This is a genomic window from Aquabacterium sp. (assembly GCF_036273115.1).
In the GTDB taxonomy this organism is placed as follows: Bacteria; Pseudomonadota; Gammaproteobacteria; order Burkholderiales; family Burkholderiaceae_C; genus Aquabacterium.
This window is the reverse complement of the sequence record NZ_DASUIN010000033.1, coordinates 1-11,980: the sequence shown is the minus strand read 5'-3', so window position 1 is coordinate 11,980 and position 11,980 is coordinate 1. Positions and strand designations below refer to the sequence as shown.

9 protein-coding genes are annotated in these 11,980 nt (G+C 64.8%); 5 read left to right on the top strand and 4 right to left on the bottom strand.

Translation table 11 applies throughout. The features are described from left to right. Positions 1–17: 17 nt before the first annotated feature. Positions 18–1,790, bottom strand: coding sequence for an alkaline phosphatase D family protein (locus VFW72_RS15260; protein WP_329675144.1), 1,773 nt, complete (start codon positions 1,788–1,790; stop codon positions 18–20). A gap of 116 nt (positions 1,791–1,906) precedes the next feature. Between VFW72_RS15260 and apaG the strand changes: the two genes are divergently transcribed. Together apaG and VFW72_RS15250 are read left to right on the top strand one after the other, a co-directional pair. After that, positions 1,907–2,281 carry a Co2+/Mg2+ efflux protein ApaG gene (apaG, locus tag VFW72_RS15255; protein ID WP_329675143.1) on the top strand — a complete coding sequence of 125 codons (375 nt, stop codon included), beginning with the start codon at positions 1,907–1,909 and terminating at the stop codon, positions 2,279–2,281. Continuing rightward, positions 2,278–4,404 (top strand): site-specific recombinase, encoded by a 2,127-nt coding sequence (locus tag VFW72_RS15250; RefSeq protein WP_329675142.1) that lies wholly within the window; start codon positions 2,278–2,280, stop codon positions 4,402–4,404. The genes apaG and VFW72_RS15250 overlap by 4 nt, the downstream gene beginning before the upstream one ends. On the opposite strand, the gene VFW72_RS15245 is transcribed toward VFW72_RS15250, so the two are convergent. Further along, positions 4,405–4,569, bottom strand: a complete 165-nt coding sequence (locus VFW72_RS15245; RefSeq protein ID WP_329675175.1) for a hypothetical protein — start codon at positions 4,567–4,569, stop codon at positions 4,405–4,407. On the opposite strand from VFW72_RS15245, the gene VFW72_RS15240 reads away from it, so the two are divergent. The 3 genes from VFW72_RS15240 to VFW72_RS15230 all read left to right on the top strand — a co-directional run bounded on the left by VFW72_RS15240 (position 4,568) and on the right by VFW72_RS15230 (position 10,311). Beyond that, positions 4,568–5,785: a murein transglycosylase A gene (locus VFW72_RS15240; RefSeq protein ID WP_329675174.1), complete on the top strand. Its 1,218-nt coding sequence runs from the start codon at positions 4,568–4,570 to the stop codon at positions 5,783–5,785. The two genes, VFW72_RS15245 and VFW72_RS15240, sit on opposite strands and share 2 nt — an antisense overlap. 97 nt (positions 5,786–5,882) lie before the next feature. Continuing rightward, positions 5,883–9,314: an MHYT domain-containing protein gene (locus VFW72_RS15235; protein WP_329675141.1), complete on the top strand. Its 3,432-nt coding sequence runs from the start codon at positions 5,883–5,885 to the stop codon at positions 9,312–9,314. Further along, a complete protein-coding gene (locus VFW72_RS15230; protein ID WP_329675140.1) occupies positions 9,301–10,311 on the top strand; it encodes a two-component system response regulator in 1,011 nt (336 codons plus the stop codon). The genes VFW72_RS15235 and VFW72_RS15230 overlap by 14 nt, the downstream gene beginning before the upstream one ends. On the opposite strand, the gene VFW72_RS15225 is transcribed toward VFW72_RS15230, so the two are convergent. Both VFW72_RS15225 and VFW72_RS15220 read right to left on the bottom strand, forming a co-directional pair. Beyond that, positions 10,312–11,280, bottom strand: a complete 969-nt coding sequence (locus VFW72_RS15225; protein WP_329675139.1) for an alpha/beta hydrolase — start codon at positions 11,278–11,280, stop codon at positions 10,312–10,314. Between the two features lie 24 nt (positions 11,281–11,304). Next, positions 11,305–11,980 (bottom strand): hypothetical protein (locus tag VFW72_RS15220; protein ID WP_329675138.1); only part of this gene is annotated, 676 nt, incomplete at its 5' end.

Genomic DNA, 11,980 nt, shown 5'->3' with positions numbered 1-11,980 from the left:
GCTTGGGCCCCGTCAGGTCAATATCCGTCGGTGGACTGTGACACCAACCACGGCAAGGACATGTACTTGCGCTGGCGAGCCAGGCAGGTGCGCGACACCTGCGGGTCGTTGACGCTCTTGTCTACGGCGTAAGCCACCCATTCGGCGTAGCTGTCGGTCAGCTCCAGGGTGGAGTAACCCTGGTGGCTGCTGTCGAAGTAGCGAATGTGGGGGTTGTTGACCTTCACCGCGGGGTTGGCCAGCCCCTTCAGCAAGAGGTCGCGCTGGGCCGGGTCCATCTTGGACGCCAGCATTTCACCCAGGTTGGACGAAGTGACCGCCGGGGTCATGAACTCGGCACCCAGGTAGTTCGAGAAGGCAAACGGGCTGCTGTTGCCATAGTCGGCTTTGACTTCGCTGGCCATGTAGGTGTGCAGGTCGCCCGTGGCGATGAGGAAGTTACTGACCTTGGCATCGCGCAGGGCTTGGGTCAAGGCCGTGCGTTCGGCCTGGTAGCCATCCCAGGCGTCCACGTTCAAGGGGGCGATTTGCTGGCCCAGGAAGGTCAGCGCCAGGCGGCCAAAGAAGGTCTGGTTGCCCATGAGCTTCCAGGTGGCCTTCGACGAGGTCAGACCATTGACCAGCCAGTTGTGTTGAGTGCTGCCCAGCAGGGTTTGCTGAGGGTTGGCCAGGTTGGTGCAACCCAGGGGCACATAGCGCTGCAACACATCGCCTTCACCGCAAGGGTGGGGGCTGCGGTAGCTGCGGTTCTCGATCATGAAGAGATCAAGGAAACTGCCAAACGCAAATCGGCGGTACACCGTCAAGGCCTGATGGGGGTGGGAGGCCGAAGCATCGAACTTCACGCGGGCGGGCACGTATTCAGACCACGCGCGTTGCGAGTCCAGCTTCAACTGCTTGAGCAGGCGCGGATCGTTGCCGTATTGCGCATCGGTGGTGAAGGGGTGATCGGGCGCACCCAGGGTGTCACGTGCATAGTCCCAATAGCAGTCATTGGCGGTTTCGTGATCGTCGGGAATGCAGATGAAGGTGTGACGCTCCATGGCCGCCTGCAGGTTGCGATCGCTGCGAATGGTGCGGTAAATGAAGCGGTAGTCTTGCAGGCCCAGCGAGACCAGGCCACCGGAAGGCAGCACCATGGTACGGTCGGCAAAGGGCAAGCTCTGGAAGCGTGGGTCACCCGCGGTTTCGTACATGAAATCGCCCAGGTGCAAGACGAAGTCGAGGCTGTTGTCTCGCGCCACATGGGCCAGGGCCCCGTAGTAGCCGTTGGTGTAGTCCTGGCAGGTCAGCAGGCCCAGCTTCAAACGTTGAACGCCTGAGGCAGAAGCGGGCAGGGTGCGACAGCGGCCGATTCGGCTGACCACACGACGGTAGATGAAGCGGTAGTAAAACGTGGCGCCCGCAGCTTGCGATGGCAGCTTGCCATCGAGGTCAACCTTGACGGTGAAATCATTGTCGGCACGAATTTCGGTGCTCGGCACACGGGCTTGCAACACCAAGGTTTGAAAGCGCTCGTCGCTGGCGACTTGCAGGTACAGGTCTTCGCCGCTGAGCACGGCTGAGGGGGCAATGTGCGTCCACAGGATCACCCCGGTCACCGATGGGTCAGCCGAAGACACCGACAGGTCGAACACCGAGGCCGACTGTGTGCTGAAGCCCGTGGTGTCGATGGGCGTGGCCCCCAGGTTCAGCCACTGCGCGGCCTGCGCATGCCACGACAGCATGAACGAAGCACCCAGGCCACCGCCCAAGGTACCGATGGCAGACAAGAAACGACGACGATCCATGGGGTACTCCTGTGATGGGAATCGCGCTTGATCGCGCGGAAACAGGCTGCATCGTGAAGGTCAGAGATGACATCCCCATGAAGCTGCGGGGTTTTCAAATGGCCTATAGTCGGCTCATGAGTGAAGCGAAACTGACTGTCACTGTTGTGCCGCAATACCTGGATGAGCACAGCCACCCCGAGCGCGATGAATACGCCTTTGCCTATGCCGTGACCGTGACCAACACGGGCGATGTGCCAGCCCAGGTCATCGGGCGGCACTGGGTCATCACCGATGCGAATGGCAAGGTGGAAGAAGTCAAAGGACTGGGCCTGGTGGGCAAGCAGCCCTTGATTCAACCGGGCGCCCAGTTCGAATACAGCAGCTGGACCCGGCTCGACACCCCGCACGGGATCATGCACGGCGAGTTCTACTGCGTGACCGAGGACATGGAATTCTTCGAAACCACGATTGAACCTTTTGCGCTGGTTCGGTCTCAATCACTCCATTGACTGCACACACTCACACCCCTCACGCTGATTTCATCACCGACTGGCTCGACAGCGCCCATGCGCAGCTGCCAGCGGTGGAGCGCCACATCTGGCTGGTGCGCGTTCTGGACTGGTTGCGCGATGGCGAGCCGGTGGCGCGTACCCAGAAGCTGCTGGCCTTGCTGCAAGCCGACCCTGCCCGGCGCGACAAGGTCGTGCAACTGCTGGCGGCCTGTTGGCGTGATGTGGATGTGACGGCCCTGCTGGCAGACTACGGCTTTGCCGCCCAGGCTTCGCTGATGGACGAGTTCTGGGCACGCCTGCGGCTGCGGGTCTTGCCCTTGTCGCCGGAAACCAGTGACTTGGGCGACCTGTTCGATCTGTTGTTCGACGATGCCCACGACGCCCGTTGGCTGACACGCCTGGACGATGAGGCCCTGGATCAACTCGGCTCCTTGTTTGCTGATTCGGTTGAGCTGACCGAGCCCGGCCCTCTGGGCTGGCGCGATGCGTTTTACGACGCGGTACTGTGCCTGGCAACCGATGTGCGGGCGATGGGGTTTTCGCAGCAGTTCCGCCCACGCATTGGCACGCGCACCGATGCCGAGTTCGATGATGCACCGGACGCCGACCCCAATGGCGCGACCGCCAGCACGAACAAGTCCGGCGCAGACCGTGCCAAGCGGGCGTTCCAGCAACTGCCCCGGGTCGCCGAGCGTTTGCATCATCTGGCGCTCAACCATGCTCAGCAAACTGATCCGGCCTCGCCCACCAGTTGGCCAGATGCGCTGTTGCGCGAAGCCCGCTACCTACGCACCTTGCTGGACGACTGCGCACAGGCGGCGCAAGGCATTCACGGCCACCTGGAGCAGCATGGCATTTCGGTGAACATCGTGTTCCAGATCGAATTGCTGCAACAGCGGTGCGAGCGCATTGGGCTGTTGCTGGATGTGATGCTGGCACCCCAACCCGAACGCGAGATGCGCCGTGCCGTGGTGGAGCTGGTGCGCATCGGGCAAAAGCGCCGCAGCCTGATCGATCTGTTACGCCAACATTATTCGCTGTTGGCACGCAAGGTGGCCGAGCGCAGCGCCGAAACCGGGGAGCACTACATCACCCGCAACCGTGCCGAGTACTTCGACATGCTCAAGCGGGCAGCCGGGGGCGGCGCCATTCTGGCCGGCACCACCTTCATGAAGTTCGTGATGCTGGCGCTGGGTCTGTCGCCATTCTGGACGGGATTTGCCGCCGGGGCCAACTACGCGGTGAGCTTCGTCATCGTGCAATGGCTGCATTTCACAGTGGCCACCAAACAACCCGCGATGACCGCGCCCGCCATGGCCGCCAAACTGGCCCACACCCATGACGATGCCGGCGTGGAAGGGTTCGTGGATGAAACGGTTCACCTGATTCGCTCGCAAATGGCGGGCATCATCGGCAACCTGGCTGTGGTGGCGCCTTTGGTGCTCCTCGTCCAGGTGCTGGCGTGGGCCATTCTGGGCCGCCCTTTTCTGAGTGAACACACGGCCCACCACACACTGGATCACCTGACCCTGCTGGGGCCCACCGCCTGGTATGCGGCTTTCACTGGGGTCCTGCTGTTCCTGTCGAGCTTATTGGCCGGCTGGGTGGAAAACTGGTTTGTGCTGCACCGGCTGGACAGCGCCTTGCGCTGGAATCCGCGCATTCGCATGCGCCTGGGGGCCGCGCGAGCCGAACGCTGGGCCAGTTGGTGGCGTCAGAACATATCGGGTCTGGCGGCCAATCTGTCGCTGGGCTTCATGCTCGGCCTGGTGCCCGTGTTTGCCAGCTTCCTGGCCTTGCCACTGGACGTGCGCCACGTAACCTTGTCCACCGGCCAGATCATGGCCGCGCTGGGCACGCTGGGTTGGCCCGCGCTGCACGACCCCACCTTCTGGTGGAGCGTGGCGGCCATTCCGATCACGGGTCTGCTCAATGTGGGGGTGAGTTTCTCGCTGGCCTTGCGCGTGGCGATTCGTTCACGCGGGGTCAAAGTTCAAGACCGCGGCCGACTGTGGCGCGCCATGGGCCGTCGGCTGCTGACCCAACCGGGCAGCTTCCTATGGCCTCGGCGTTCGGCCCGCGATTCCGCTGGCGCACCAGACGCCGACCCCAGCCACTGATCAAGGACCGGACGAGTCGTCGTCGTGCAGATCGCGCCGACCGGCAAACATCGTCCACCACACCAGAAACACCAGGACACCGAGCGCCGCCAGCGCTTCAAGCACAATCAGCCACATGATGGTTTTGTTGACAGAAGAAAAACAAAAAAAGGCCTTGCTGGCCATGATAGTGGGCCTGGCGAGTTTGCTGGCTGCTTGCTCGACCCCGTCTGGTCCGCCCGGCCCGCCCGCGCCGATCACCACGCCAGGGCAAGGCAGCGTGCGCTCGACTCGGCCCGCCACGCCGCCTGTGAGCGCCCCCGCGCCCGGCACCCTGGCGCCGCAACCCGATGGGCAAGGTGGCCTGTGGCGTCCGCGCTCGCAGTGGACTCCGGCACAGTGGTCGGACCTGCCGGGCTGGTATCAAGACCGCCTGCGCGACTGGTGGCCCGCCTGGCTGAAAGGCTGCGCACGGCCGATGATGGGCTGGGCGGTGTTGTGTCAACAGGCCCGCCAGATTGGCCCCCAGGCCGACGAGGTCCAGATTCGGCAGTTCGTTCAGACCCGGCTGCGCCCCTGGCGCGTTTCCGGCTTTGACGGCCAGACCAACGGCTTGCTGACGGGCTATTTCGAGCCCATGCTGGAAGGCAAACGCCAACCCGATGCACGCTATGCCTACCCGCTGCACCGAGCCCCGGCCGACCTGGGCCAGCGCAAACCGCATTTCACCCGCGCCGAACTGGACAACCTGCCCGACGGGCGCGCCGCGCTGGCGGGCCGCGAACTGGTCTACCTGGCCGACCCGCTGGATGTGCTGCTGATTCAGGTGCAAGGCAGCGGCCGTGTGCGCCTGCTGGACGAGCCCGGCCCCAATGGCCAGGCCAAGGTGGTGCGCCTGGCCTTTGGCGGACACAACGATCAGCCCTACCAATCGGTGGCCCGCTGGCTGGTTGACCAAGGGGCCTTCCCGCTGGAGCAGGCCTCGTGGCCAGCGATACGCAACTGGGCCGCGCAGAACCCGGCCCGGGTGCCGGAGATGATGCGCGCCAATCCCCGCGTCGTGTACTTCCGGGAAGAAGCCTTGACCGACCCGGAGTCGGGCCCCAACGGCGCACAAGGCGTGCCCCTGACCCCGGGTCGTTCGATCGCGGTCGACGTGGACAGCGTGCCACTGGGTACCCCGGTGTGGCTGGACACCACCTACCCGCAAGCCTGGAGCGCCAACCCCTTGCCCGCCACGCCCTTGCAGCGCCTGGTGATGGCCCAGGACAAGGGGGGCGCCATCATCGGGGCCGTACGAGCCGACTTCTTCTGGGGCTGGGGTGACGAGGCCCTGGCCCTGGCGGGTCGCACCAAGCAGCCGCTGGGGGTCTGGGTGCTGTGGCCCGCCGACAGCAAATAGTCTCGAAGCCGAACTAAGCCCGCTTTTCCGGCTGATTCAAGGATCAGAGCCCGGCCAGATCCGGCACCATCACGGGATCTATGTATCGCTCCCCGTGATGGCGCCCCTGTCTCGCTTCTTCGCGCTCGACGTGAACCCCGGCCTCTTGCTGTATGGCACGCATGACCCATGGCTGGTCAGCTTGTCGGTGCTGGTGGCCATGTTCTCGTCGACCATGGGGCTGCAGGCGGCTTACCAGGCGCGCAGCCTGGCGCCATCGGTGCTGCGCACCGGCACGCTGCTGGCCGGCAGCCTTTCGCTCGGGTGCGGCGTGTGGGCCATGCACTTCATCGGCATGCTCGCCTTCAACCTGTGCACGCCCGTGAATTACGCCACCGGCATCACGGCGCTGTCGGTCCTACCCAGCCTGGCCGCCTCGTGGGTGGCCTTGAAACTGCTGAGCCAACGACGGGTCACGCCACACCAGCTGGTTCTGAGCGGCGTGCTGGTTGGGGCAGGCATTGGCGCCATGCACTACACCGGCATGGCCGCCATGCAAATGGCCCCCTCCCTGCGGTATGACCCATGGATGTTCGCCCTGTCGATTGCCGTGGCAGTGGGCCTGGCGATCCTGGCGCTGTGGGTTCGTTTCGGGCTGGCCACCATCATGGGGCAGCGCCTGGGCACGTCCCAAACCCTGATCAGCGGCGGCGTCATGGGGCTGGCCATCGCCAGCATGCATTACACGGGCATGGCAGCGGCGCGCTTCATCGGCCCCATTCCCAGTGTCAACGCCAGCAGCTTGCAAGACCCCAGCACGCTGGCTTTGAGCATCACGCTCGTGACACTGGTGGGCACCGCCCTTGTCGCTGCCGCCAGTGGTCTGGCGCAATACCGTCTGCTGGTGCAAGAGCTGCAATCGAAAGAAACCCGTCTGCGCGCCATCAGCGACACCTCGCTGGACGCCATCATCGTGTTCGATGCCCAAGGCCTGATCCACGAATTCAACCGCGGCGCCGAGCGCATATACGGCTGGCCTGCACCAGAGATGCTGGGCCGCAGCGTGCTGCTGCTGATGGGGGAGCCCTTCCGCAGCCAGGCCCGCAACGACTTCGGCGAACTGCTGCGGCGCAGCGATGCCCTGATCGGCGTCGAGCGCGAAACCGCGGGCGTACGGCGCGACGGCTCAGAGGTGCCTATCCGGCTGGTGCTGGGCCGCATGCCGAAAAGCGATGTGCCGATGTATGTGGCCTATGTGTCTGACATCACCGAGCGCCAGGCCATGCAGGCCGCCCTGCGCAAGAGCGAGCAGCAGTTCCGCTCACTGATCAGCAACATTCCCGGCATTTCCTACCGGTGCCGCATGGAACGTGGCTGGCCCATGCTCTACATCAGCGACGCGGTCGAGACCCTGGCCGGCTACCCGGCCAGCGACTTCCTGGGCGACCCACCGCAACGCCATTTCACCGATCTGGTCGACAAGGTCGACATTGCCGAAGTCGCCCGGCAGGTCGAACAGGCTGCGAAGGCGCAGCGACACTTCACCCTGGAATTCCAGTTGCGCCACCGCGATGGCTCGCTGCGCTGGATCTGGGGCAACGGCAATGTGATCCGTCATGCCAATGGCGACACGCCCTGGGTGGACGGCGTGCTGCTGGACATCACCGAGCGGCATGAGATGGAAGCCTCGCTCATGCAGGCCAAAGAGCGTGCCGAGCAAGCCGCACAGGCCCGCAGCGCCTTCCTGGCCAACATGAGCCATGAAATCCGCACCCCGATGAACGCCATCCTGGGCTTCACCGAGCTGGTGCTGATGGGCGAACTGCCCAGTGGGCCCCGCAAGCAACTGGAGATCGTGCACCAATCGGCGCGCAGCCTGCTGCACTTGCTCAACGACATCCTCGACACCTCCAAGCTGGAGCGCGGTGCCGTCGAACTGGAGTTGATGGATTTCTCGCTCTACAAGCTGATCGATCAGCTGTGCGCCGAGCAGTCGATCCAGGCCGAGCGCAAACACCTGATCCTGCGCAGCCACATCTGGCCCGATGTGGGTGAGTTTGTGCAGGGCGACCCACACCGCTTGCGTCAGATCCTGCTGAACCTGCTGGGCAACGCCATCAAGTTCACCGAGAAAGGGCAGGTTTCACTGATCGTGCAACGTCAGGCCGACAGCCTGCACTTTCAGATTGTCGACACCGGCATCGGCATCGCCGCCGACCGTCTGCCCCATATCTTCGAAGCCTTCACCCAAGCTGACGTGTCCATGAGCCGTCGCTTTGGCGGCACCGGCCTGGGCACCACCATCAGCAAGCAGTTGGTCACCTTGATGGGCGGACAGATCTGGGCCGACAGTGAAGTGGGCAAGGGCAGCGTCTTCCATGTGTTGCTGCCGCTGCCCGAAAAGCTGGAAACAGCGGCCCACGACGTGCATCCGCCTGCGGCGCCTGTGCCCCCTCACCCGACACGCCCGCTGAAGGTGCTGGCTGTCGACGACGTCAAGCAGAACCTCGATTTACTGCGCCTGGTGCTCAATGGCCAGGGACACCAGATTGTGCTCGCCCACAATGGCCAAGAGGCATTAGACCGCCTGGAAGAGGGCACGGTCGATGTGGTGTTGATGGACGTGCAGATGCCCGTGATGGACGGCCTGAGCGCCTGCCGCGCCATTCGCGACATCGAAACGCGAGAACAACGCGCACGCACCCCGGTGATTGCGTTGTCGGCGAGCGTGCAACTGGAAGACCGCCAAGCCGCGATCGCCGCCGGGATGGATGGCTTTGCCAGCAAGCCGCTGGTGCTTGACGAGCTGCTGTACGAGATGGCGCGCGTGACAGAGCCCACCCAAACACACGACCGCCGCCCGACCGCTCCACCGCCCCCACCAGCCCCCTCGGGCATTGACCTCGAAGCCGGCCGCGCGCGCTGGCTCGACGAACAGGCCTACCACCGAGCCTTGCGCCGCTTCGCGCAGGACGAGATGACGTGGTTGACCGCGCCCGAGCAAACCGCCTGCCCCGATACCCCCCTGGAGGCGCAACAATGGGCCCATCGCCTCAAGGGCGCCGCGGCGAACCTGGGGCTCAACAGCATCGCGCGGGCGGCCCATCAGGTGGAGGTCGTCTGCCACCCCATGTCGCCAACCCAGGCCTCGCCTCAACTGCCCCAGCGCTGGGCCGACTTGCGTCGCGCCATGGAATCCACGCTACCCCAGATCGCCACACTGGTGTCGCCCCTCGCCGCCGACGATCAAGCTGCCCAGATGCCATTGGATCCGGCCCCCGCCGCCCCACGACCCAGTTCGCAACAGCGTGAGACCTGGCAAGATCAGGCCCAGCGACTGCGTGCGGCCTTCCAACGAGGCGAACCTTTGGACCCCCTGTTCGAGACGTTCTGCCAGTCGATCGGCCCGCATGTGCCCCCGCTCACCCTCAAGGCACTGGAACAATCCCTGGACGACTTCGACTTCGAAGCAGCCATTCGCCATCTGGACTCTTTGCTAGCCAGCCTAACCACTTCAGAAGACGAGCCCAAGCCCCATGCCGTACTCTGACCGCGAAGCTCGCCCCGCCATCCTGGTCGTCGACGACGAGCCGACCAACCTTCAGGTGATGCGGCAGATCCTGCAGCAAGACTATCGCCTGCTGTTTGCCCGCGACGGGCACAAAGCCGTTGAGCTGGCCCGATCCGAGCAGCCGCACCTGATCCTGATGGACGTGATGATGCCGGGCATGACAGGCCACGAGGCCTGCCGCGCGCTCAAGCAAGACCCGGCCACCCAATCGATTCCGCTGATTTTCGTCACGGCGCTATCCAATCCGGCAGACGAGGCCCAAGGTTTCGCGCTGGGGGCGGTCGACTACATTGCCAAGCCCGTGAGCCCGCCCATCGTGCTGGCGCGGGTGCGCACGCATTTGTCGCTGGTCAGGCTCGACGACCTGATCGAATCGCGCCGCCAGATCATCGAGCGCCTGGGCCGCGCCGCCGAGTTCAAGGACAACGAAACCGGCCTGCATGTAATCCGCATGAGCCGCTACGCCCGCACTCTGGCGCTGGCCTCGGGGTGGAGCGAAGAAGCCGCCGATGAACTGATGGCCGCCGCCCCCATGCATGACATTGGCAAGATCGGCATTCCGGATGCCATCTTGCTCAAGCCGGGCGCCCTGACGCCGGAAGAATGGGCCGTGATGAAGACCCACCCGCAGATCGGGGCCGACATCATCGGGGACGACAAATCGTCCATCTTGCGCATGGCCCGCGAAATTGCCCTGTGCCACCACGAAAAATGGGACGGCAGCGGCTACCCGGCAGGGCTGAAGGGCGATGACATTCCCTTGTCGGCCCGCATCGTGACCGTGGCGGACGTGTTCGACGCCCTGACCACCGCCCGGCCCTACAAGAAGGCCTGGTCGGTAGACGATGCCATCGCGCACCTGAAAGCCGGCGCAGGCCAACACTTCGACCCCCACCTCGTGCCCCTGTTCCTGGCGCAGCTGCCCGAGATCCTGGCCATTCGCGAGCGCTGGAAAGAAACCGACGTGCCCGTGTGATCAGCTCGGGTGCGGGGTTGTGCCAAACGTACGCCGCAAGACCTCGGCCAGCGCCGTGTGGGCCTGTGCCGCCTCGGGAATGAAGCGCTTCATGTTGATGAAGTCGTGCAACACACCGGGCCACACATGCACCTCGGTAGGCACACCGGCTTCCCGCAGCTTGTCGGCATAGAGTTGGCCTTCGTCATACAGCGCGTCGCACTCGGCCAGGCCCAGCCAGGCTGGCGCCACCCCACGGTGGTCGGCACGCAAGGGCTCGCGGCGCCAGTCAATGGGCTCGTCCTTCACGCGGGCATTGATTTCGAACCAGCGCATCAACTCGGCTGTGAGCAAGGTGCCTTGGGCATAGCGCTGATACGACTCGGTCTGCATGGACGACTGCACCGAGGGGTAAAACAGCGCTTGCAGCGCCAGCGGGATGCCCGCATCGCGGGCCATCAAGGCGCTGCTGGCAGCCAGATTGCCCCCAGCACTGTCGCCCCCCACCGCCAGGTGGCTGCCGTTGAGGCCCAGGGTGTGTCCATGATTGGCCAGCCAACGCACGGCCGCAAAGCAGTCGTCCAGCGCGGCCGGGTACTTGTGCTCGGGCGCCAGGCGGTATTCCAATGCCACCACGGCCACCCCGCTTTGCGCCACCACCGAGCGGCACATGGCCTCGCAGGTGTCGATGCCGCCCACCACAAAGCCCCCGCCGTGCATCCACAGCATCACGGGCAGCAAATCGGCGTGCAGCTCGCGTGCGACCGGGGCCCACAAGCGCGCCCGCATCAACCCCACCGGGCCGGGAATGAGGAAGTCTTCCACCCGAGGCACGCTGGCCCGTCCGCCTTCCATGGCGCCCACGCTGGCGCTGTAGGCGCGCCGCGCCTGCTCGATCGACAAGGTATGGAGCGGCGGAAACCCCGTGCGCTGCACGTTGGCCATCAAGGCCCGGGTCATGTCGTTGAAATGGTCAAAGGGGTTGAACATAGTGAGCCAGCCTTTCAGGCAAAGTCAGGGCAGAGTCAGGCGAATTTCCAATTGGGAGGCGTCCTCGTCGTCGAGCTCGGCGGTCGACAGTACCCCTCGGGTGCGCTGGGAGCCCTGCTGCGAACTTTGCGCGATAACCACCCATTGGCCCATCGGCACCAGCAAAGTCGACATGACCTCGCGCCGCTGAACCGCCCCCTCCGGGCTGAACCCACTGGTGCCCAGCAGCGCCCCCGCCCCCAAAGGCTGGCGTGACACCGCTTCCATCTGCACCTCGACCTGCGCCTTGCCGCCCGGCCAACGGGGCTGCACGCTCAAACCCTGCCCCAGGTCGATCCACACCGTTTGCGACAGCAACTGGGCACCACCCAGCGATGCGGTGTTTCCGCCTTGGCTGGTCGCCCCCCCGCCGCCGGGCTGGCCAGCCTGCTGACCCGGCGCGGAAAACAGGAATTGCCAACTGGTCTGCGGCACCGACTGCCCCACATACAAGCGTGCTTTGCCCCCGTTGAGCACCGTCAGGCTGTGCACAGCATCCGATTGGTGGCGCGCGTCCTGGGTGGAGAGAGTCACGCTGCCCGGCACCTGGATCTGGGCCTGTCGTGCCCGCGCCTGCGCAGACGACACCACCCGCCACTCGACCTGGACGTTCACCGCAGGCGGCGCAGCCAGGACGGGACGGGCGCCCCAGAGGCTCAGG

What these genes read in the sequence shown, in the direction of transcription:
- VFW72_RS15260 (WP_329675144.1), bottom strand. Translation starts at nt 1,790, where the DNA reads ATGGATCGTCGTCGTTTCTTGTCTGCCATCGGTACCTTGGGCGGTGGC.
- apaG (WP_329675143.1), top strand. Translation starts at nt 1,907, where the DNA reads ATGAGTGAAGCGAAACTGACTGTCACTGTTGTGCCGCAATACCTGGAT.
- VFW72_RS15240 (WP_329675174.1), top strand. Translation starts at nt 4,568, where the DNA reads ATGATAGTGGGCCTGGCGAGTTTGCTGGCTGCTTGCTCGACCCCGTCT.
- VFW72_RS15245 (WP_329675175.1), bottom strand. Translation starts at nt 4,569, where the DNA reads ATGGCCAGCAAGGCCTTTTTTTGTTTTTCTTCTGTCAACAAAACCATC.
- VFW72_RS15235 (WP_329675141.1), top strand. Translation starts at nt 5,883, where the DNA reads ATGGCGCCCCTGTCTCGCTTCTTCGCGCTCGACGTGAACCCCGGCCTC.
- VFW72_RS15230 (WP_329675140.1), top strand. Translation starts at nt 9,301, where the DNA reads ATGCCGTACTCTGACCGCGAAGCTCGCCCCGCCATCCTGGTCGTCGAC.
- VFW72_RS15225 (WP_329675139.1), bottom strand. Translation starts at nt 11,280, where the DNA reads ATGTTCAACCCCTTTGACCATTTCAACGACATGACCCGGGCCTTGATG.